The 21,230-nt window shown below is 48.5% G+C and carries 19 protein-coding genes and 1 tRNA gene; 14 read left to right on the forward strand and 6 right to left on the reverse strand.

From position 1 onward, the window contains the following. Positions 1-65: 65 nt before the first annotated feature. The 6 genes from HP552_RS03880 to HP552_RS03905 all read left to right on the forward strand — a co-directional run bounded on the left by HP552_RS03880 (position 66) and on the right by HP552_RS03905 (position 8,103). Entirely contained in the window at positions 66-938 is an 873-nt protein-coding gene (locus HP552_RS03880) for a carbohydrate ABC transporter permease (protein ID WP_175394319.1), read from the forward strand. A 54-nt stretch (positions 939-992) separates the two neighbouring features. Next, a complete protein-coding gene (locus HP552_RS03885) occupies positions 993-1,952 on the forward strand; it encodes a sugar phosphate isomerase/epimerase family protein (RefSeq protein ID WP_175394320.1) in 960 nt (319 codons plus the stop codon). A 98-nt stretch (positions 1,953-2,050) separates the two neighbouring features. Beyond that, complete coding sequence (locus HP552_RS03890) at positions 2,051-3,808, forward strand: prenyltransferase/squalene oxidase repeat-containing protein (protein WP_175394340.1); 1,758 nt, start codon at positions 2,051-2,053, stop codon at positions 3,806-3,808. A gap of 199 nt (positions 3,809-4,007) precedes the next feature. Further along, positions 4,008-5,741: a tetratricopeptide repeat protein gene (locus tag HP552_RS03895; RefSeq protein WP_175394321.1), complete on the forward strand. Its 1,734-nt coding sequence runs from the start codon at positions 4,008-4,010 to the stop codon at positions 5,739-5,741. Positions 5,742-5,950: 209 nt separating this feature from the next. After that, a complete protein-coding gene (trxB, locus tag HP552_RS03900; RefSeq protein ID WP_175394322.1) occupies positions 5,951-6,910 on the forward strand; it encodes a thioredoxin-disulfide reductase in 960 nt (319 codons plus the stop codon). Between the two features lie 257 nt (positions 6,911-7,167). Then, a complete protein-coding gene (locus tag HP552_RS03905; RefSeq protein ID WP_246310747.1) occupies positions 7,168-8,103 on the forward strand; it encodes an AI-2E family transporter in 936 nt (311 codons plus the stop codon). A 164-nt stretch (positions 8,104-8,267) separates the two neighbouring features. On the opposite strand, the gene HP552_RS03910 is transcribed toward HP552_RS03905, so the two are convergent. From HP552_RS03910 to HP552_RS03925, 4 genes are read right to left on the reverse strand one after another with little or no spacing between them, the layout of a single operon-like run. Then, a complete protein-coding gene (locus HP552_RS03910) occupies positions 8,268-8,870 on the reverse strand; it encodes a response regulator transcription factor (protein ID WP_175394323.1) in 603 nt (200 codons plus the stop codon). Positions 8,871-8,872: 2 nt separating this feature from the next. Next, positions 8,873-10,000: a sensor histidine kinase gene (locus HP552_RS03915; RefSeq protein WP_175394324.1), complete on the reverse strand. Its 1,128-nt coding sequence runs from the start codon at positions 9,998-10,000 to the stop codon at positions 8,873-8,875. A gap of 9 nt (positions 10,001-10,009) precedes the next feature. Beyond that, positions 10,010-10,747, reverse strand: coding sequence for an ABC transporter permease (locus tag HP552_RS03920; protein ID WP_175394325.1), 738 nt, complete (start codon positions 10,745-10,747; stop codon positions 10,010-10,012). A 1-nt stretch (position 10,748) separates the two neighbouring features. Beyond that, positions 10,749-11,702 (reverse strand): ABC transporter ATP-binding protein, encoded by a 954-nt coding sequence (locus HP552_RS03925; RefSeq protein WP_175394326.1) that lies wholly within the window; start codon positions 11,700-11,702, stop codon positions 10,749-10,751. 361 nt (positions 11,703-12,063) lie between these two features. On the opposite strand from HP552_RS03925, the gene HP552_RS03930 reads away from it, so the two are divergent. The 7 genes from HP552_RS03930 to HP552_RS03960 all read left to right on the forward strand — a co-directional run bounded on the left by HP552_RS03930 (position 12,064) and on the right by HP552_RS03960 (position 18,628). Further along, the gene (locus HP552_RS03930; protein WP_095293009.1) at positions 12,064-13,014 is read left to right on the forward strand and encodes an ROK family glucokinase; all 951 of its coding nucleotides are present in this window, start codon (positions 12,064-12,066) and stop codon (positions 13,012-13,014) included. A gap of 51 nt (positions 13,015-13,065) precedes the next feature. Next, positions 13,066-13,965: an RNase adapter RapZ gene (gene rapZ / locus HP552_RS03935; RefSeq protein ID WP_175394327.1), complete on the forward strand. Its 900-nt coding sequence runs from the start codon at positions 13,066-13,068 to the stop codon at positions 13,963-13,965. A 13-nt stretch (positions 13,966-13,978) separates the two neighbouring features. Next, positions 13,979-14,965: a gluconeogenesis morphogenetic factor MgfK gene (gene mgfK / locus HP552_RS03940; RefSeq protein WP_175394328.1), complete on the forward strand. Its 987-nt coding sequence runs from the start codon at positions 13,979-13,981 to the stop codon at positions 14,963-14,965. A gap of 6 nt (positions 14,966-14,971) precedes the next feature. After that, the gene (gene whiA, locus HP552_RS03945) at positions 14,972-15,910 is read left to right on the forward strand and encodes a DNA-binding protein WhiA (protein ID WP_095293015.1); all 939 of its coding nucleotides are present in this window, start codon (positions 14,972-14,974) and stop codon (positions 15,908-15,910) included. A 138-nt stretch (positions 15,911-16,048) separates the two neighbouring features. Continuing rightward, on the forward strand, positions 16,049-16,318 hold the full coding sequence (locus HP552_RS03950) for an HPr family phosphocarrier protein (protein ID WP_056695263.1): 270 nt from the start codon (positions 16,049-16,051) through the stop codon (positions 16,316-16,318). Between the two features lie 148 nt (positions 16,319-16,466). Beyond that, positions 16,467-17,222, forward strand: a complete 756-nt coding sequence (locus tag HP552_RS03955) for an SIMPL domain-containing protein (protein WP_175394329.1) — start codon at positions 16,467-16,469, stop codon at positions 17,220-17,222. 308 nt (positions 17,223-17,530) lie between these two features. Next, positions 17,531-18,628, forward strand: a complete 1,098-nt coding sequence (locus HP552_RS03960) for a PdaC/SigV domain-containing protein (protein ID WP_175394330.1) — start codon at positions 17,531-17,533, stop codon at positions 18,626-18,628. A 186-nt stretch (positions 18,629-18,814) separates the two neighbouring features. Here HP552_RS03960 and clpP read toward each other — a convergent pair whose 3' ends face one another. Further along, a complete protein-coding gene (clpP, locus tag HP552_RS03965) occupies positions 18,815-19,411 on the reverse strand; it encodes an ATP-dependent Clp endopeptidase proteolytic subunit ClpP (RefSeq protein WP_072735760.1) in 597 nt (198 codons plus the stop codon). Between the two features lie 176 nt (positions 19,412-19,587). Continuing rightward, positions 19,588-19,662: transfer RNA gene (locus tag HP552_RS03970), tRNA-Arg, on the reverse strand. Between the two features lie 440 nt (positions 19,663-20,102). Here HP552_RS03970 and HP552_RS03975 point away from each other — a divergent pair. Next, positions 20,103-21,128, forward strand: a complete 1,026-nt coding sequence (locus HP552_RS03975; RefSeq protein ID WP_175394332.1) for a sugar-binding transcriptional regulator — start codon at positions 20,103-20,105, stop codon at positions 21,126-21,128. The last annotated feature ends 102 nt before the right edge of the window (positions 21,129-21,230 follow it).

Genomic DNA, 21,230 nt, shown 5'->3' on the forward strand with positions numbered 1-21,230 from the left:
AGAGAACGTACAAAGGACAAAAACCTGCTTTTTCTGTAGACCATCAGTAAAGGAGTTGTGCGCATATGAGTGAACGCACCTCAAATCGGATTTTTGATATCGTTAATGTCTCCTTTATAACCTTGTTTGTCGTGTTCTGTCTGGCTCCTTTCCTGCACACGATTGCGATATCATTCAGCTCCAACCGTGCAATTACATCTGGAGAAGTGACCTTATTTCCTAAGGAGTTCAATTGGGATGCATACGTCAAAGTGTTTTCCGACCATTCCATGCTCTATTCCCTTGGTTACACTACACTATTGACGATTGCGACTACGGTGCTATGCATGGTGTTTACCATTGCTGCCGCATACCCGCTGACCAAGAAAAAGATGAAGGGCCGCAAGCTCTTTATGTACGTGATCATCATTACGATGTTCTTCAGCGGAGGCATCATTCCAGAGTATTTGCTGATTCGTGATCTGCACTTGCTGAATTCGGTATGGGCACTGATTTTGCCGGGACTGGTCAGTCCGTTTAACCTGATTATCCTGATCTCCTTCTTCAATGGCATTCCAGAGAGTCTGGAGGAGTCGGCAGAGATTGATGGCAGCTCGCACATTCATACATTGTTTAAAATCATACTTCCACTCTCGATGCCGGTGATGGCTACCTTGTCTCTCTTCTATGCGGTGGGTCGCTGGAATGGATTCCAGGATTCCCTAATGTATATTAACGATCCGCAGCTGTATCCACTGCAGCTCAAGCTGTTCCAAATGGTGCAGAACAATATGGTGAGCGAACTGACACAGATGGAGGGTGCCAACCGTGCGCCACTCACACCGGAAAGCCTTAAGGCTGCGACGGTTATATTTGCTACAGTACCGATCCTGCTCGTCTATCCATGGCTGCAGAAATATTTTGTCAGTGGTGCCATGCTTGGAGCAGTAAAAGGGTGATTCGAAGCCAATTAAACTTATATGTTGCAACAGTGGAAGGAGGAGTGGGCTCGTATGCAGCAAAAAGACAAGGGTGAATATTCGTTTTCGACATGCTGGAACATTAAGCGTCATCAGGTGGGAGAAGCCATGATCCGGGAAATTGCCGAGCTTGGCTTCCGCCGTGTTGAACTTAACTACAATGTAACAAAGGAAATGCTAAGGTCCATTGAGCCGATGATTGAGCGCGGGGAGATTGGCATTTCCAGTGTTCACAATACATTTCCTCATGTCGCAGATCCGGATTATGGTACAGACTCGGAGTTGCTCGGATTTGAGGATGAAACCAAACGTCAAAAGGCCATTCAGCTGCTTGTCGGTTCGGCAGAGTATGCCCACCGTTATGGTGCAGAAGCGGTTGTTGTACACCCCGGTGAGGTCCCCATCCCTGAGGAGATCAGCAAGGAGCTTGGACAGCTGTATAACGACGAGGGGAGAGATTCTTCAAAGTATCGCAGGAAATGGGAGGAATTCATGGAACGGCGGCAGGAACTCAGCTCCGGCTACGTGCAGCAGATCATCCACAGTCTGGATGAAGTATGCAATCAGGCTGCTGCTAAAGGTCTGAATGTCCAATTCGGTATCGAGACCCGCTCCAGACCTCAGCAGATTCCTACGCTGGCTGAAGCCAAGACCATTATTGAGGCTCTTCATGGAGCTCCGGTCGGCATCTGGTATGATACCGGGCATGCCATCATGATGGATCGCTTGGGTCTCTATGACAGCGTTGGTGAAATGCAAGGGCTGATGGATGAGATTGTAGGCGTTCATATTCATGAGACACTTGGCCTTTCGGACCACTGGTGTCCGTATGTACACAGTAAGGACATGAGTTTCTACGATGCCTACCTGCCCATGATCCGCCGAGCAAGGGTCAAGGTGTATGAATTGAAATCGGCCTGCACACCAGAAGAAATTCACCAGAGTCATGAACTGCTGATGAAGAAGATGGATGGGGCAAGGGAGGGAATATGATGATGGAAACAGACCGCGCGCAGGATGAGTGTGCTGCGGCTGTTTCTTTGGCGATCCAGCCCAGACACGCGCAAATACTCAGTTTGGAGGGGAAGCACATGTACAAACAACTGGTGGATAGCAATGACAAGGTGGTGGAAAGAGGCCTGTCTCGGCAGGTGCTGGATCCGAATAGCCGGTACTACGGGGGAACAATAGATCCATATACAGGTATCGCCTGGGTCAATCATACGACCGGAACACCTACGGATATGTGTTACTGGGGGGCAGCGCTTGCCAATCCAGACTCTATCTATTATCGGAATGAAGAGTTGTTAGACCGTCTTCTTTTGGCAACGGAGTTTGTGCTCCGTAATCAGCACGAAGATGGCTCCATATCACCGGGCTGGACCAACTATCACTCTCCTCCGGACACGGCATTTGTCGTTGTGGGATATGCCCAGCTGTACCAGCTGCTTCAGCACCAGGCGTGGGAGAAACTGCAGCCTGTGCTGGACAACATGCGGCTGTTCCTGGAGCGAACCGTACCAGTCATGCTAACGGGAGGGTGCCATACGCCGAACCATCGCTGGGTGTTATGTGCGGCTCTCGGATTCCTGCATCAGCTGTTTGGCCTGGAGGAAGCTGTGAAGCGTGCAGAGCAGTGGCTGGTAGAAGGAATGGATATTACCCCGGACGGGGAGTGGACTGAACGGAGCAATGGAATCTATAACGCGGTTAGCGACATCATGTTAATCCATGCGGCTCGCTTGTTGAATCGACCTGAACTTCTTGAGCCGGTTAGACTCAATTTGCGCATGATGGTATATCTCGTACATCCTACAGGCGAGATTGTTACGGATTACTCGGGTCGTCAGGATTTGGGCAGTTTTCATGATCTGTCTCCTTATTACCTGCCTTATGCCATTCTTGCCCGGGTGGACAATGATCCGCTCTTTGCCCGCATGGCGAATTGGGCGGGTAATTCATTGACAGACCCCGGTGTCTGTTCAGTGAATGCGCTCATCCGGTTATTGCTGGAGCCGGAGTTGCAGCAGGCATGCGAGGTGGAGGATGAACTGCCTGAGAAATATGAGATCATGCTGAACGAACACTTTACGCGAGCCGGCTACTTACAGCAGATGGCTTCGGCAGGCCATCATGGACACATCTCTCATAGCCGGATGCATACAGACTTTGGCGCACCTGTTGCACGTATCCGCTCTCAAAATACAAGTGTGACGATTATGACGGAAGTACCTTCCTTTTTTGCTCTTAGACATGGTGCGGTGCGTCTGCTGGCTGTTCAGCTCGCTTCCTATTTCAATCCAGGTTATGTGCCGATGCAGCAGATGGACCGATTGTCCGCAGGCGAAGGATACCGTCTGACGGGTGAGCAGAAGAAGGGGTATTATGCTCCAATTCCCGCAAGTGAGCTGCCTGAGACAGTGGGGACTGCTACCAGTCCGTGGTATGTATTGCCTCACCAGAACAGAGAACTCACCCATGAACAGACATTCCGTACGAAGGCGGAGGTTGTACAGACAGAGAAGGGGTGGAAGCTGGAACTGTCAGGCGCCGAGCCAGAGGAGATCATGATGCAGTTGTCCTTCGTATTCGGAGATGAGGGGGAGCTGTCTTCGGGCGAACTGCTGGAGACAGATGGAGGCCATTATTTGTGGAAGGGTGGCATGCTCCGTTATTCCTGTGGAGAGGACTGGATTGAGCTGACCGGAGGCGAGATGGGCCATCTGGCTGCAACGGTGCGCGAAGCGAAGCTGCCGGATAAGTGCAAGGTTGTACTGGTCAACTTCATGACACCGTTTCGAAAGACGATAAATATTACACTTTCACCGACGATGGCCATGAAGTTATGAATCGGGTGTATCACCATTTTTCGAAGAAATAGTCCATATTACATAAAAGATGCCATTTCATCCGAAAATGATGCCGGAATGGCATCTTTTTTTGTGCAATTTTTGCATAAAGCTCTTGAAACTACATGTTGAGAAGACCGCCTCCAGATGTGGTATACTGGAGAGTATGAATGAAAGCAAAGAGGAGGTGCCTTGGAAGATGAAGGGCAAGCTAGTGCGGGCAGAGGGACACCTTGCCAATATTATACCGATTCACTTGGATGCTTCTTTCTTTTTCGAGAGAGCTGTCCGCTCGCTGGACCGTAATCATGTTGACAAGGCATTAAAATATTTTCGTAAAGCTGTTGAATATGAACCGGAGAACCCGGTGAATCATTGCAATATGGCGGGTATATTATCTGAGAAGGGAGATTACGAGGCTTCCAATGCCGTTCTGGCGCATGTGCTGGATGTGGTAGATCCGTCGATGACGGAATGTTATTTCTATATGGCGAACAATTATGCGAATATGGATCGGTTTGAGGAAGCGGAGAAGGCACTTGTTACGTATTTGGAGGAGGACCCTCAGGGGCAGTTCATGACGGAAGCCGAAGAAATGATGGAACTTCTGTATTATGAGCTGGATCGGCCGGCCAAACTGAACCGGATCAAATCCCGCAAAGGTGTGGTTGAGCATGATCAGGCGAGAGAACTCCTTGAAGAAGGGAAATTCGCACAGGCGGCCGAGCTTCTGGAGGGCATGTCACCTGATTATCCTGACTATTTGGCAGCCCGGAACAATCTTGCCCTTGCCTACTACTATATGGGGCTGTTCCCCAAGGCGAGAGAGACGATTGCGGAGGTGTTAGAGCAGGAGCCGGGGAATTTGCATGCCCTGTGTAATCTTGCGATCTTTCACCAGAATGAGAATCGGGCCGATCAAGTGCTGCTTTTAATTAAAAAACTGCGTGTCATCATGCCTTTCCAGCAGGAGCAAGTGTATAAGCTGGCCACCACGATGGGGATTCTTGGTCAGCACGATTCGGCCTATGTCCATTTCCGCCGACTGCTAAAGGATGAAGAGACGGCAGCCGATCCGGCACTAGCTCATTATGCGGCTGTGGCAGCTTATAATACGGAGCGCTACGATGTTGCTGAGCGCTTGTGGCGCCATGTGTCCAAGCTTGATCCGGGGTCAGAGGTGTCCAAGTTCTATCTGTCCGGTCTTGATGCGGTTCGGCAAGGGGAACTGGAGCCAGAGAAGCTTAGCTATCACTACCATCTGCCTTTTGACGAGCAGTTCAGACAATGGGAGAACTATGGCAGTGGCATACCGGAAGAGATGAAAAATGACCCGCTCATCCGTTCATCGTTCTTTTGGGCGCTGCGCCATGGAGATCGTGCGACCAAGCTTCAGGTCATTCATGCTCTGGCGATGATCGGCGATTATGAAGTGCAGCAGGCACTGCAATCTTTTATCCAGGAGCCTGAAGAAGATCAGGATCTGATCGCTGCTGCTGAGGCCGTTTTGAACGGACTTCATATGCAAGAGCAGGATCAGCGCAAGTCCCATGATCAGCAACCGGTAGCTGGAGCGGCTGTAAAACCATTTCAGAAGGTCCAGTCAAGCACAGAACAAGCCAAGTCTGAAACCACTTCGCATTGGCAAGCTGTTGTGGAACGTGCTCTGCAGATGACTGAAGCAAAAGCGGAGCTGCAGCAGGAGATGGAGCGGATCTGGACGGACTATGTATCCAGGGTGCATCCTGAAGTGCCGGGTACCAAACAAATTGAAGGCTGGGCTGCGGGACTGGAATATTTGGCTGCCAAAATTCACAGTCGTCCCGTTACCTATCAAAGCATAGCGGAACGATACGGCATATCGGCTTCAACCGTTAGCAAATATGCACGGCAAATTGTCCGGGTATGTGGAAGCATCCCGCCAACAGTATAGTTTATTCTGGAATGACACGTACCATGTTCCTAGTTGCCCGTATAGATTAGTGATACCATGCGCTTAGAGACAGTTTGAGAAAGATCGGAATTTCATGAAGGATACAATTGCCTGAAAAACGGGTAAACTTAACGAATAGGCTTCGTCATATCACTCTAGAAGTTTTCCAGTCAACATACTCTCAACCTTATCAAGGAGGCTGTATCTATATGTCTAAATACAGAACCATTGTGATCGGAACCGGACCTGCAGGTTTGACAGCAGCAATATACCTGGCTCGTGCCAACCTGAACCCGTTGGTTATCGAAGGTCTTCAACCTGGAGGCCAGCTGACAACAACCACGGAGGTTGAAAACTTTCCAGGTTTCCCGCAGGGCATTATGGGTCCGGAATTAATGGACAACATGCGGAAGCAAGCGGAGCGTTTTGGAGCGGAATTCAAGAATGGCTGGGTGGAGGAAGTGGACTTCAGCAAGCCGCCATTTAAGGTGAAAGTCGGAGGCATTGGTGAACTTGAGGCTGAATCGATTATTATCTCTACCGGTGCTTCTGCCCGTTATCTCGGTATTCCGGGAGAGCAGGAGAATGTTGGTCGCGGGGTAAGTACATGCGCAACATGTGATGGGTTCTTTTTCCGCGGTAAGAAGATCATCGTAGTGGGTGGTGGCGATTCCGCGATGGAGGAAGCGAGCTTCCTGACCCGTTTTGCAACAGATGTTACGCTGGTTCACCGCCGGGACGAATTGCGGGCATCGAAGATCATGCAGGATCGGGCGCGCAGCAATGAGAAGGTGAAATGGGCTCTGAACCGGACACCGCTCGAGGTTGTGCCTGAAGCACTTGGAGTCAAAGGACTGAAGGTGCGCAATAACGAGACAGGCCAGGAGGAACTGCTGGAAGCGGACGGTGTATTTGTTGCCATCGGTCACACACCTAACACCGGGTTCCTAGGCAATCAGATTGCTCTGGATGATCACGGATACATCGTGGTGAAACCGGGAACGACCGAAACCAACATTCCGGGTGTATTCGCCTGTGGTGACGTTCAGGATACGAAATATCGCCAAGCCATTACTGCTGCAGGGTCTGGTTGTATGGCAGCAATGGATTGCGAGAAGTTCCTTGAGGGCAGCATTGTCCATGATTGGAGCGAAACACTGGATAAGTAAGCATGACCATGGCACTGTGATGCATAAACTGTAAATAAGAGACATCGGGAAGTCTCATCAAGTGAGAGAAGCCGGGAGGCTTCTCTTTTTTTGAAACCAAGTGGGCATGAGATCGTATACATAATGGGCATATTAGCTGCGAGGTGAAGATTTTGGGGGAAATGATAAAAGAGTGGTTACAGAGTGCAACAGTCAGACGCTTTTTGATTCTGCTGTTGTTTTGTTTGGTCCTATTCAGCATGGGGAGTATGCTGCATATGATCCTGCTGCTATTTCTGGTGACGTATGTCATGAATCGATTGCAGCAGTTTATTACGGGCAAATTAAATCGGCTATTTCCGATTAATTATAAAGTCGTCGTCATACTGCTCTATCTGATCGTGATTGCAGCCATCGTGCTGGGCATATCGAGATATTCACCAAGAATCGTCAATCAGGTTATCCAGTTAACCAATGAGATCATGACATTCTTCGATACCGCCGAGGGGGATAATCTGGCAGCCAAAGTAGCCAGCTTCCTTCAATCTTATGACATCAAAAACTATGCAAATGATGCGCTGAAATATATTTTTGCTCTGAGTAAGTGGTTGGAATTTATTCTGCTGGTCATCATTCTCAGTTTGTTCTTCCTGCTGCAGAAGCAGGAGATCGTCAAATTCACATCCAAGTTTAAAACAAGCAAGATTGGCTGGTTCTACAATGAAGTAGCATACCTCGGGGACAAATTCGTATCGTCTTTCGGTAAAGTCATTGAAGCTCAGCTGCTGATCGCCGTATTCAATACAGCCTTGACCATTCTGGGCCTATGGATACTCGGATTCCCTTATTTGTTCGCTCTGACGATTCTCGTCTTCCTGCTCAGTCTTGTACCGGTAGCGGGAGTCATTATTTCACTGGTGCCACTATGCCTGATCGGCTACCAGATGGGCGGAATACAGCTGAGCATTATCGTCATCGTCATGATTGTCATCATTCATGCACTGGAAACGTACTTCCTTAATCCAAAACTGATGGCACACAAAACCAAGCTGCCGATGTTCTACACGTTTATCGTGCTGATCCTGTCACAGCATTTCCTGGGGATCTGGGGATTGATTATCGGTATTCCGATTTTTGTCTTCCTGCTCGATATTCTGGACGTGAACAAAATGGAGAAGACCGAAGAACCCGTACGTGTGGAAACCAAGCTATAAACGATTAAGGCAACAACACATGATTTAATGGCTTTATAGCGTGAAAAAAGATAAAACGCCTCCCTTGATGGGAAGGCGTTTTTTGCTGTACATGGACCAGAGGCCGCATTTACGTGTTTGTAGTTCATTCATAGATTGCGTCTCCAGATGATGCAGATCGGATCTTACAGCCAGCCTTTCTCCTCAGCCATACTGACAGCTTCCATCCGATTTTTGGCTCCAAGCTTATTGAAGGCTTCGGACAGATAATTGCGCACCGTACCGTACGAGAGATGGAGCGAGGTGGCAATATGATTCGCGTTCATGCCGGTGGCTGCGAGCTTGAGCACTTCTTTCTCCCGTTCGGTTAACGGATTCATCTCCTTGGCCGCACCAAAGACCAGTTCAGGGGAGACTTCCCGTCCACCCTTCATGACACGGCGAATGGCTTCCGCCAAACGATCACTTGGCTCATCTTTAAGCAGATAACCCTGCACACCGGCTTGGATTGCTCGTTCCAGAAAGCCAGGACGGGCAAATGTGGTAAGGATGATAATGCGGCATCTGAGGCCGAGCTGCTGTATGCGTTCTGCGACCTCCAGACCTGTCATCACAGGCATTTCAATATCCATCAGGCACAGGTCAGGCTGAAGAGAAGATATCTGCTGTAATGCCTCCTCCCCGTTTCCTGCTTCACCAATGACTTCAAAATCATCTTCAAGATCGAGCAAGGAAGCGAGGGCGCCGCGCAGCATGCGTTGGTCTTCGGCAATCATTATACGAATCATTGTTACACTCCTCCTTGGGGTTCACTGACAATGAGCGGGAAGGAAAAGACAAGATGGGTTCCTCCTGAATCAGAGGAAATCCGGAGGGAGCCGTCGATTAGTCCCAGGCGTTCAGACATGCCTTTCAGCCCGTTGCCGTAACGCTTGTCCGACGTCATGCCTTGGCCGTTATCCCTTACCGATATTTGTACCCCGTCATGTGTTCGCACCAGCTGAATAACACTCTGAGTGGCGCTGCTATGTTTTACAACATTCGTTACCGCTTCAAGCAGGCAGAGACTGGCCATATTCTGGGTCAGGTCCGGGACATCACCATAAGACCCCAGGTCGCCTGTCAGTTGAAGCTCAATGTCAGCACTCTTCAGCATTTCATGGGCATCGGCCAGCGCTTCAGCTAAGCTGATCGCCCGCATGTCCGAGACGAGCTGCCTTACTTCGCGCAGCGCTGCTCGAGAGGTACGTTCGATCTCACGCGCTTCCTGTATGGCTCGTTCCGGATTCTTCGCAATTAATTTGGTGACGAGTTCGCTCTTGAGCGTGATCAATGAGAGTGTGTGTCCCATCGTATCATGCAGATCCCGGGCGATGCGCATGCGTTCTTCGCGTTTGATCAGCTCCTTGATATGTTGGTTGGCCTCGTCGAGCTTGGCTTCCAGCTGCTGGCGGTCCAGCATGGTTTTTATTCCATAAGGGGACACAAGCATAATCAGATAAAACGGGGCAAAGAACAGGAGCTGTTCCGCTGTAAAATGCCCTATGTTAACTGCAATGGGAATCGTCTGAATGATGGCGAAAAACAGCAGAAACATTCGGAATATGTGCCTCTCGGTATACCACCCGATAAAGTTCGCTGTGAAAAATCCAAGAAAGAACATGTTCGGATCGATCAAGAGGCTCAGGACCAGTACAGCAACCATCTGCAGACCGAGCCAATAGGAAAAGACCGCCGTTCCGGACGTCATATACAGCTGTCGGTAGGTCAGGATAAATACAACAAATACCGTGACACCAATGTACTGCTCAAGCCCACGAGCGTTCCACAGGTAATAAATCGGCATGGCAAGATAGATCATCCAGATATATGGATAAATACCGTATCGCTTAGGAAATATCTCAAAACGCTGAAGCATATGTGAAGACTACGCCTCCTTTTGTTTACTGCGGATATATGTGGATAGTAACATAAATGCCCCCAGATATGCTGCCAAAAGAAGAATATCACGCAGCTCAGGAACACCTCCTATGATGATGACCCATGCACCATTCCCGTAACTGTGGGAAGGGAGCCAGGTGCCAATCTGTGCAAGCCAGCTTGGCATGACATCGAGCGGCATCCACATCCCTCCGAGCAAGGCGAGCGAAAGATAAAGGGCGTTGCTCAGCCCGCTAGCGGTATCCACCCGGCGGAAGGTGCCAATGCACGTACCGAGTGCAAGAAAGGGCAGAGAGCCGGCCAAGATCCACAGAGCAGAGTCAATCCATTGGGATGCTGTTAGGGAGACGCCGTTGATCAGATAACCCGATGCAAAAATGATGATAATGGAGCATAGATGTATAGCTGTCTGACCAATCATTTTGCCGCCAAAGTAAATGGAGTCGGGGAGCGGAGTGACTCGCAGATAGGTGACCCAGCCGTGCACTCTTTCCTGAACAAGGCGGATGCCGAGGGTCATGATGGATGAACCCATAACACTGAAGCAGGTCATGGACATCAGGTAGTGTGCGTTCCACTCCTTCGCATCTACTGCATTTGTGGTAAAGATGCGGGTATAGAGCACGTAAAAGACCACAGGCATCAGCAATGACCAGAATACAAAGTAAACATTGCGGGCCATGCGAAGCATTTCGACACGGGATTGGGCAAGCAGCATGGACATATTAGTGTTCCTCCTTCATGGTTTCAAGCAAGGTTGCGTAGGCATCGTCCAGTTGTCCGGTTTCAATACGGAATTCCCGAACAGGGAGTTGACGCGTAATGATGAGACGAATCAGCGAGTCCGTATTTTCTGTATGGAGAACACAGCGATTTTTGCGGTATTCCATTCGATCCACCCCAGGCAGCTCTTCAATCTGTGCAAGGATGCCAGAACGTAAGTCCTTGTTGGGTTCGGATCCAGCTTCAGACAGATCATCCGAGAATGAAAAGGATAGCGTCCGTTTCGCAATTCCACCCTTGATGCTATCCGGCGTCCCATCTGCAACAATGGAACCACCGTTGAACAAAATGATTCGATCCGCAGCTTCATCGGCCTCCTGGAGGTAGTGTGTCGTAAAGAGTACCGTCTTGCCCTGCTCTGCAAGCTGACGAATCTGCGCCCAGAAATATCTTCGGGTCTCGGAATCCAGTCCGACCGTTGGTTCATCGAAAAACAGGACATCCGGATCACCCGCCATGGCAAGGGCAAAGTTCAGACTGCGCTTCTGTCCTCCGGAAAGCTTCTCTGCTCTCTTGTTCAAATCAGCAGGTTCCAGACCCGTCAATGCTTCGATCTGGTCTGCATCAAGTGGGGCAGGGTAATAGCTGCGCACCAAGCGGATCATCTCCCGTACAGTAAGACCATCCATAACACTCACATCCTGAAGCATGACACCGATTCGCTCGCGAACCTGTTTATGGTCTGGGGGCATTCCCAGAACAGTCACTTTGCCCGAAGAGGGTCTGGACAGACCGAGCATCATTTTTATGGTTGTTGTTTTGCCTGCACCGTTTGGGCCGAGGATGGCAACAATGGAACCGCGGTCAATCTTCAGAGAGATGTTGTTAACGGCCAGCTTGCTGCCGAACTGCTTGTTAACCTGTTCAAGCTGTATAATTGTTGAATTCAAGTTCATATGTATTCACGTCCCTTGTCTGTTCTCTAAGATAATTTCATCTTACCGAACGAACTGCGACGGGATTAGTAAGAGTTGTCATGACTTTCAGGTGACAACTGTCATCTTTTACGCATGGAACGAGTGATCATGAAATATCATGAGTTGAGGCTTCCCTTTCTACCAGGGAAGCTTGGAAGCCTGCGTTTTACTAGAAGACAGGAGAGGTTGTATACGGATTCATGATGTTGATGTGATACGGTTCACAATCGCGGCGAAGCGTTCTGTATCAATGGTCTTATCGTCTTGACCCAGGCGTATCCTTCAATTATAGTTGGTACGTAGGATTAACTATTTTAGATAGATAAAGGTGGCTTGCGGCATGTCTGAGAAAATCTACGTTGGGGTCGATCTCGGCGGAACAGCAATCAAGGTCGGTATATGCAATGAACAAGGTCAGCTTATGCATACGTATGAAGGACCGACAGAAGTGGATAAGGGCGTAGACACGGTCATCGCCAACATCGAGAAGTACGTCCGTCATATCGTTGCCGAATCGCCGTATAGCTGGGAACAGCTTGAAGGTGTAGGGGCTGGGGTGGCCGGGTTCACGAATGTACGCGAGGGAATTATCGTTCTCGCTCCTAACATCGGATTTCGGAATGTAGCCATTCGTTCCATACTGGAAGAACGTCTGGGCAAGCCCGTCAAAATAGATAACGATGCTAACGTTGCTGCGCTGGGTGAAGCTTGGGCTGGTGCCGGTAAGGGCGTGGACAACTGTGTATGCTACACGCTGGGCACAGGTGTTGGCGGAGGTTTGATACTGAATGGCAAGATATATCAGGGATTCTCGGGTATGGCCGGAGAACTTGGTCATGTCAGCGTTGTACCTGATCTGGAAGCCATCCAGTGTGGTTGTGGTAAAATGGGATGTGTCGAAACGGTATCATCTGCAACGGGCATTATCCGTATGGCAAAAGATGCGGTAGAACGCGGAGATCATACGTCACTGGCTCTCGTGGACAAAATTGCAGCCAAGGAAGTATTCGATGCAGCCAAAGCTGGCGATGAAGTTGCCCTGCGCATCGTGAATCGTGCGGCATTTTATCTGGGTAAATCAATGGCAGCTGTCGCTGCAGTCATGAATCCGGAAATGTTCATTATCGGGGGCGGTGTATCCAAAGCCGGTAATATTCTGTTTGATGAGGTACGTGCTGTATTTGCGAAGCTGACACCAGAACCGCTGCAGGAGGGTGTTCAGATTCTGGAAGCCACTCTTGGTAACGATGCAGGAATTGTTGGCGCGGCAGGACTTCTCTTGCGTTCTTAGTAACCTCGGAACCATATGATTAGGCAGCAATATGATAAGGAGGGGACATTTATGCTTGAAGGTGAAGTTTCACCGGGCACAGGCGCCACGCTCATTATCATTACGGGCATGTCCGGAGCAGGCAAAACGATTGCGGTACAGAGCCTGGAAGATCTCGGCTTTTTCTGCGTGGATAATCTGCCGCCGGTGTTGATTCCGAAATTTGCAGAACTGATTGAACAATCGAACGGCAAAATTGGTAAGGTAGCCCTCGTGATTGACCTGCGGGGACGGGAGTTCTTTACGGCTTTGTCCGAGTCTTTGAACTATATAAAAGATCATTTTACCATTCATTGCGAAATTTTATTCCTGGATGCGACCGATTCTGTCCTTGTGCAGCGCTACAAGGAGAGCAGACGCAGACATCCACTGGCTCCTGAGGGCATGCCGCTTGACGGCATCCGTCTGGAGCGCAAGATGCTGGAGGAACTCAAGAATTCGGCCACCCAGGTATTGAACACAAGTACGATGAAGCCGGCACAACTGAAAGAGCGGATTATCTCCCGTTTTTCTCATTTGGAAAGTCATATGCTGTCGGTGAATATCACTTCATTCGGATTTAAATATGGTATTCCGATTGATGCAGATCTGGTGTTTGATGTTCGTTTCCTGCCTAATCCGCATTATATTGATCATTTACGCCCGAATACGGGGCAAAATAGTGAAGTATATGAATATGTCATGAAATGGCCCGAAACGCAGGCATTTTTGACCAAACTGCTGGATATGCTGCACTTCCTGATTCCGCAATACCGGAAGGAAGGCAAAAGTCAGGTTATTATTGGGATTGGATGTACCGGAGGCAAGCATCGTTCTGTAGCCATATCAGAATATTTGGGCAAAATGCTGGGAAGCAGCGAAACTGAAGCTGTTACCGTGAGCCATCGCGACGCTGACCGTGATCGTCATTGAAGAGGGTGAAGGGATGAAAGAAGCCGGACCACGAAGAGAACGTCCGAGAATTGTTGTAATGGGCGGCGGAACCGGGTTATCCGTGATGCTGCGCGGTTTGAAAGAGAAGCCGCTGGACATCACGGCCATCGTCACGGTTGCAGATGACGGTGGAAGTTCAGGCATCCTGCGCAGTGAACTGCAAATGCCGCCTCCGGGCGACATCCGTAACGTGCTTACGGCGCTGGCTGATGTAGAGCCATTGCTTTCGGATATGCTGAATTATCGCTTTAATACAGGCGCGGGGCTTGCAGGCCACAGCCTGGGCAATCTCATTTTGGCTGCAATGACGGATATTTCAGGCGACTTCGTAACCGCAGTGCGGGAACTTAGCCGCGTGTTTGCCGTTCGCGGTGAGGTATTACCGGCAGCTGGGCAGGCGGTTGTGCTGCATGCGGAGATGGAGGATGGATCGATCATTACAGGCGAGTCCAAAATCCCTGAAGCAGGCGGGCGCATCAAACGCGTTTTCCTTGAACCGGATCACGTGGAGCCGTTGCCAGAGGCCGTGGAAGCCATTCGTCAGGCAGATGCGATCCTGATTGGGCCAGGAAGCTTATATACGAGCATTCTGCCCAATTTGCTGGTACCCAAACTGGCGGAGGCTGTTGTTGAGGCAGAGGCTGTGAAGATGTTTATTTGTAATGTGATGACACAGCCAGGAGAGACGGATAACTACACGGTAAGTGATCACCTCAAAGCGGTTCACGAGCATGTAGGGCACCAGCTCTTCGACTATGTTATCGTTAATAATGGCGATATTCCGCTGCAAGTGCAGAATAAGTATGCGGAAAAAGGAGCCAAACCGGTTGTTCTGGATATGGATGTTCTCAAGAGCTCCGGCTATCAGGTGGTTGCGGATACACTTGTTTTATTTAAAACCTATCTGCGTCATGATGCCGACAAGCTAAGTCACCACATCTACCAGCTGGTACAAAATTGGATGTTACGGAAGAGGTGAAGTCCCATGTCGTTTGCAGCACAGACCAAAAAAGAATTAACCATGATTGAGAGCGAACCGTGCTGCGAAAAGGCGGAACTTTCAGCCCTCATCCGTATGCTTGGTGCGGTGCAGTTATCGAATAAAAAAGTCATCTTGGATATTTCGACGGAGAATGCCGCGATCGCAAGACGGGCATACTCTCTGCTTAAAAAGCATTTTCAAGTGCATACGGAATTGCTAGTCCGCAAAAAAATGCGGCTGAAAAAGAACAATGTATATATTGTTCGTATTCCGTCCATGGTACAGGAGATATTAAAGGATCTGTACATCGTATCGGAAGGCTTTTTGTTTACTCCAGGAATTAATCAGGAGCTGTTACGGAAAAACTGTTGTAAACGGGCATATCTTCGCGGTGCATTTATGGCGGGTGGCTCGGTCAACAATCCAGAAGGATCCTCATATCATCTGGAGATTGCATCCATGTATGAAGAGCACTGTCAGGCCCTCGTGGATCTGGCCAATGAATTTCATCTGAATGCCCGGTGTATAGAACGTAAAAAAGGATTCATCCTATACATTAAGGAAGGCGAGAAAATCATTGAATTGCTCAGCATCATTGGTGCACATCAGGCCCTGTTCAAGTTCGAGGATGTACGGATTATGCGGGATATGCGTAATTCCGTCAACCGGATCGTCAACTGCGAGACGGCCAATCTGAACAAGACGATCGGGGCTGCCGTGAGACAGATCGACAATATCAAGTTGCTGCAGAAGGAAGTGGGATTGGAGTCACTGCCGGAGAAGCTGCGTGAAGTGGCTGAGGTTAGGCTGGCCCATCCTGACATTAATCTGAAGGAAGTTGGCGAGCTACTGAAGGGTACCGTCAGCAAATCCGGTGTTAACCATCGGCTGCGCAAGATTGACGAACTGGCCGAAAAAGTGCGAAATGAACGTCACGGTTAACGGATTTTACACAGGGGTAAATAATTCAGAAGAGATCTGGTTTTTTTTCTTCTAGTGTCCTGTACGGGTTAATGGTATAATGTTATAAATATAATTGTGTATTTAATGTCTAGATTTCATAATAGGGGGTAAGTTTCCATGACAAAGCACCCGGTAGTTGTCCGTTTGAAAACGGGTCTCCATGCCAGACCTGCGGCACTGTTCGTTCAAGAAGCGAATAAGTACTCATCTGAAGTGTTCGTCGAGAAGGACGACAAAAAAGTTAATGCAAAAAGTATCATGGGGATCATGAGCCTTGCAATCAGTACTGGTACGGAAATCCACATTAGTGCTGAAGGCGCGGACGCCGAACAGGCTGTAAACGCTTTAGTAAGTCTGGTGAGCAAGGAAGAACTTGAAAACCAATAAGATATGATTACCATTACATGAAGAAGTCCCGCAAGGGGCTTTTTTGCGTTTCCGGGATAGTCAAGTGCAACATTTTGGAAGAAGCCTCGTCTGTTAAGGTATCAAACCGCTTTGAATTTGAGATGTTAGACATAAGGAGGCTAAAGTGATGGGTAAACAATGGATGAAGCCGCTTGGTGCGGTGTTGGTTGCAGGGACATTGCTTGTTGGTGGGACAGCATGGGTGGCACCGGGAAATTATGCTTACGCTGCCGAAGTGCAAGGGGTACAGCAGAACGTGATTCATGTGGTAGGTAAAGGTGAAATTCAGGTGAAACCCGATATTGCTTATCTATCGATCGGTGTGAATAGTACTGCGGAGACTGCTGCTTCTGCTCAAAAAGCAAACGCCGCCAAAATTCAAAAGGTGTCCAACCTGCTGAAAAATACGTGGAAAATCAGTGCGGACGATATTCAGACCAGTCAGTTCTATGTGCAGCCAAACTACACGTATAACGATAAGGAAGGTCAAAAAATTAAAGGATATACCGCTCACCATACGCTGACCATAACGTATCGCGAGATGGACAAGATCGGTGAATTGCTGGATGCCGCTTCGGGGGCAGGGGCCAACAATATTGAAAATGTACGCTTTACGGTAGAAAATCCGGAAAACTTCGAAGCACAAGTGATCGAGAAAGCGGTAGCCAATGCAGATGTGAAAGCAGGCGCGATTGCCAAAGCTGTTAAGCGTCAATTGGGTGCTGTCCTGTCCGTGAGCCAAGGCGATGCCAATGTGCCTGTGTTCTATGCAACGGAAAGTTTAATGGCCAAGGACGTGGCAGAGTCTGCTGCCGGTACAGAAATTGAAACAGGTCAGGTGAAAGTCAGCACAACGCTGAACATCACGTATGAAATGAAATAAAGCATAAATCAATTCATGCAAAGGCTTTGTCCGGCGGACAGGGTCTTTTTTTATGATAAGTGGAGCTTTGAAGAAGTAAGACATTAGTTGGCTCACTCTATCGGGTAATAGCTGCAGATTGATGTCTCTTTTGTATAATTGTTCGTGACAAAACCTTTACCAATTGGATCAGGATCGAACAACATTGTAACTGGTGCTGTAAACCTTTACTGAATTGGGTTAATTATAATAGAGAGGTGAGCGTATGAGATATGCGATCAGAATACATACGCTATGAACCCTAGGCGAATTCGAGAGGAGTTTTATATATGACATCATGGAAAAAGTGGACAAGTGCATTGCTCGCAGCAGGAATTATTGTAGGTAGTGGAGCGGTATGGCAGGATAACTCCGTGCAGGCAGCCTCGGTAACATCCAAAGTAACGGCACCTACAGACGTGACATTGAAGTCAGCAGGCAAAACCCTTACACAAAAAGGGCTTCTGCTAGGTGGATCAACGTGGGTATCCCTCACAGCTGTTAAGGATGTGGCTGGTGGGACATTAACATATAACGCAAAAACAAAAGAGTACTCACTGACTGCAGCGAACAACACGATGAAAATTAGTCTGGCTGATGGCGAGCCGACATTAAGAGTAAATAATTATTATCCCAATGTTGAAGCGAAGTTGATCAAGGGACGCTTGTACATTCCTTTTTCCGCTATGAGAGATTATTTGGGAGTTCAAGGCAGTTGGAATGGTAAAACCAAAACACTTGCACTCAGCAAAGTGGAACAAAACAGCGTGAAAGTAAAAGCAGCGACAGTTAAAGTCAGCATCAAAAATGCTGAAGTGGATATTCAGTACCCGCAGGTAAGTGGACTTGCCAGTGATGAAGCCGAAGCGGCAATCAACAAAGTGTTGAAAGACGAAGTGGATACATTTGTGGCTGATTTCAAAAAGCAGACTGCAGAATACGGGTCCGCAACCGCAGACCGCCCATACGCTTTTGAAAGCACTTATGTGGTGACGTATAACGAAAATGGTGTGCTGGGACTGGTTACTCAACGTTACGAGGATTATGCCGGAGCACATGGTATGACGACAAGAACAGGTCACACCTTTGCGCTGGATACTGGTAAAGAACTGAGCCTGGATGATGTACTGCAAAACAACAAGGCGATGCGCGAGACGCTTGGCAAAAAAGTAGGCGAACAACTCAAGGCTCGTGGTGGCTACCTCGAAGGCTATAACGGATTGAACAAAGATCAGGACTTCTATGTAACGCCAACAGGCGTGGTGGTATTCTTCCAATTGTATGAGTACACCGCTTATGCAGAAGGTTTCCCGGAGTTCCCGTTTACGTACAAAGAGCTGCTTCCTAAAGGTGCTGAGCCGTTTAGTGGTGTGACATCAGAGAAATAATCTCAGACTAGCTCTTTTGTAGACCTTATATGGCCTAATATGAGTTAAGGATCAACGGAATTATCTTTATAAAATAAAAAGAGCGCCCCTCGTCATGTTCTTGACAAGGGGCGCTTCTTCGTATGTTCAGGTCAATCAGGTCATGCTGATTGTCTGTCCATGTCTTCCGTAAATGTCCGCTTCAGCTTAGATGCCTTGGGAGCCTACGTTTTCGATAACTTTATCAATGATACCGTAATCGGCAGCTTCAGCAGCACTCATAAAGTAGTCACGGTCTGTATCTTTCTCAATGCGCTCCAGTGGTTGGCCTGAGCGCTCAGCAATGATGCGGTTCAGGGTATCGCGCATTTTCAGGATGCGGCGGGCACGGATTTCGATATCCGAAGCCTGACCTTGAGCACCGCCCAGCGGCTGGTGAATCATGATCTCACTGTTTGGCAGGGCAAAACGTTTACCCTTTGCACCAGCGTTCAACAGGAATGCACCCATGGAAGCTGCCATACCTACACAGATGGTAGATACATCAGGTTTGATAAATTGCATTGTATCGTAAATGGCCATACCGGCTGTAATCGATCCGCCTGGGCTGTTGATGTATAGATGAATGTCTTTCTCCGGATCTTCCGCAGCGAGGAACAACATCTGTGCCATGATGGCATTCGCAACAACGTCATTTACATCGCTGCCCAGGAAGATGATACGATCCTTCAGCAATCTGGAATAGATGTCATAGGCGCGCTCACCGCGGTTGCTCTGTTCAACGACCATAGGAATATAACTCACGTGAAAAACCTCCTCGGAAATGTTCATGGAATAGTGTATCTATTTAAACTGTTACCGTATTACCCACATCATAAACAATTTCAAACAAAAAGTCAAAGAAAGTCAAACTAACTTTGAAAAAAAAGAAACCTTTACGGTTCCATTGGTTAAAAGGGTTATGAACTGCTAATCAAGAATGGCGCGCCCGCCAAGAATCGAACTTGGATCTCAGGCTTCGGAGGCCTACGTCATATCCATTGGACCACGGGCGCACATTTATGTGACAGCAATAATGATTATAGCTCATGAGATACTGAATTGCAAGAGGATGATTACGCTCATGGTTTGGATTAGCCCGAATTTGATCATGATGAGGAAGAATGGATAAAGAGAGCATTTAAGTAAATGCTAAGAAAGGTTTTGGACAGGCTGCATGAAGCGTGTCCTTGAAGACTTCAGAAGCGATATATAGATGAGATTTTCGGTTTCCTTCTATATATGGTATGCATGAGGGCTGCCGCGTCGTGGAAGTTGGAGATTGTGAAAATAAGCGCGTACAATGGGCCCAAGTCGTTGTGAAATAAGGCTTTTGAAACACTTGCATGTCGCGTCAGTTTTAGGTAGAATAGACGTGGGACTTAAAAAGTTAACCCGGGACATTTTAGGGCCATGAAAGAAAGCTTGGAACGAGAAGCTTGCGGGAGTGGAAAGCATGCGAACGATTTTAGAAGTGCAAAAGCAGCTTCTGCCTGATCTCATGGATGTCTTGAAAAAGAGGTATACGATTCTGCACCAGATCATGTTATCGGATGTGATCGGGCGGAGAACGTTAGCCAATTCCATGCAGATGACCGAGCGGGTTCTGAGGGCTGAGACCGATTTGTTAAAGGCTCAGGGACTTATTGAAATTGACAGTGCAGGAATGAAGATCAGCGAGGCTGGGCATGATTTGCTGCAGCAGTTAGAGCCCGTGGCCAAAGAGCTGTTCGGATTATCCGAGCTGGAAGAACGCATCAAGCAAGCCTACGGTCTGCAAAAGGTAGTTGTCGTTCCCGGCGATTCGGACATTTCTCCATTTGCCAAACGGGAACTGGGTAAAGCCGGAGCGAAGGCTCTTGGTCAAGTGATGAATGATAACGACGTTGTTGCCGTTACTGGCGGTTCAACAACGGCAGAAGTAGCAGAGCAGCTGACTCCGCCAACATCGTTAAAAGGTGTCTGGTTCGTACCGGCACGCGGTGGATTGGGAGAAAGCCTCGAGATTCAGGCCAATACGATTGCGTCGACAATGGCAAAACGGGTAGGAGCGCAATACAAACTCCTGCATGTACCGGATTTGCTGAGTGATCATGCCTATGAATCGTTAATTCAGGACCCTAGTGTCCAGGAGATTCTTCAGCTGATCAGACAGTCACGAATCGTGATTCACGGGATCGGTGATGCCGTGGAGATGGCGCGAAGACGCAAACTTGCAACGGAGATCGTAGAAGAGCTTCAAGAGCAAGGTGCCGTATCTGAATCCTTCGGTTATTATTTTAACGATCAGGGTGAAGTGGTACATACCATGCTCACTCTGGGCATGCGACTTCAGGATATTGAACGGACCGATGTGGTGATCGGGATTGCGGGCGGCAAAAGCAAGGCGGCTGCCATTCATTCCGTACTGCGATTCGGGCAGGAGGATATTCTGATTATTGATGAGGCTGCTGCCGAAGTCATCGTAGCCGAAATGGAATAGGTTTTGTTTTACCACAACTCTTGTTGTCTTGACGGACTTCACCGTCTGTCTTGAATATATAAGCTTCATAAAAAAATTAAATCAAAACTTGGGAGGAACTTA

The sequence above is a fragment of the Paenibacillus xylanilyticus genome, from assembly GCF_013359935.1.
GTDB classification, from domain to species: domain Bacteria; phylum Bacillota; class Bacilli; order Paenibacillales; family Paenibacillaceae; genus Paenibacillus; species Paenibacillus xylanilyticus.

Bases quoted from the DNA above. Each gene is read 5' to 3' on its own strand.
- HP552_RS03880 (WP_175394319.1), top strand. From the start codon at position 66: ATGAGTGAACGCACCTCAAATCGGATTTTTGATATCGTTAATGTCTCC.
- HP552_RS03885 (WP_175394320.1), top strand. From the start codon at position 993: ATGCAGCAAAAAGACAAGGGTGAATATTCGTTTTCGACATGCTGGAAC.
- HP552_RS03890 (WP_175394340.1), top strand. From the start codon at position 2,051: ATGTACAAACAACTGGTGGATAGCAATGACAAGGTGGTGGAAAGAGGC.
- HP552_RS03895 (WP_175394321.1), top strand. From the start codon at position 4,008: ATGAAGGGCAAGCTAGTGCGGGCAGAGGGACACCTTGCCAATATTATA.
- trxB (WP_175394322.1), top strand. From the start codon at position 5,951: ATGTCTAAATACAGAACCATTGTGATCGGAACCGGACCTGCAGGTTTG.
- HP552_RS03905 (WP_246310747.1), top strand. From the start codon at position 7,168: ATGATCCTGCTGCTATTTCTGGTGACGTATGTCATGAATCGATTGCAG.
- HP552_RS03910 (WP_175394323.1), bottom strand. From the start codon at position 8,870: ATGATTCGTATAATGATTGCCGAAGACCAACGCATGCTGCGCGGCGCC.
- HP552_RS03915 (WP_175394324.1), bottom strand. From the start codon at position 10,000: ATGCTTCAGCGTTTTGAGATATTTCCTAAGCGATACGGTATTTATCCA.
- HP552_RS03920 (WP_175394325.1), bottom strand. From the start codon at position 10,747: ATGTCCATGCTGCTTGCCCAATCCCGTGTCGAAATGCTTCGCATGGCC.
- HP552_RS03925 (WP_175394326.1), bottom strand. From the start codon at position 11,702: ATGAACTTGAATTCAACAATTATACAGCTTGAACAGGTTAACAAGCAG.
- HP552_RS03930 (WP_095293009.1), top strand. From the start codon at position 12,064: ATGTCTGAGAAAATCTACGTTGGGGTCGATCTCGGCGGAACAGCAATC.
- rapZ (WP_175394327.1), top strand. From the start codon at position 13,066: ATGCTTGAAGGTGAAGTTTCACCGGGCACAGGCGCCACGCTCATTATC.
- mgfK (WP_175394328.1), top strand. From the start codon at position 13,979: ATGAAAGAAGCCGGACCACGAAGAGAACGTCCGAGAATTGTTGTAATG.
- whiA (WP_095293015.1), top strand. From the start codon at position 14,972: ATGTCGTTTGCAGCACAGACCAAAAAAGAATTAACCATGATTGAGAGC.
- HP552_RS03950 (WP_056695263.1), top strand. From the start codon at position 16,049: ATGACAAAGCACCCGGTAGTTGTCCGTTTGAAAACGGGTCTCCATGCC.
- HP552_RS03955 (WP_175394329.1), top strand. From the start codon at position 16,467: ATGGGTAAACAATGGATGAAGCCGCTTGGTGCGGTGTTGGTTGCAGGG.
- HP552_RS03960 (WP_175394330.1), top strand. From the start codon at position 17,531: ATGACATCATGGAAAAAGTGGACAAGTGCATTGCTCGCAGCAGGAATT.
- HP552_RS03975 (WP_175394332.1), top strand. From the start codon at position 20,103: ATGCGAACGATTTTAGAAGTGCAAAAGCAGCTTCTGCCTGATCTCATG.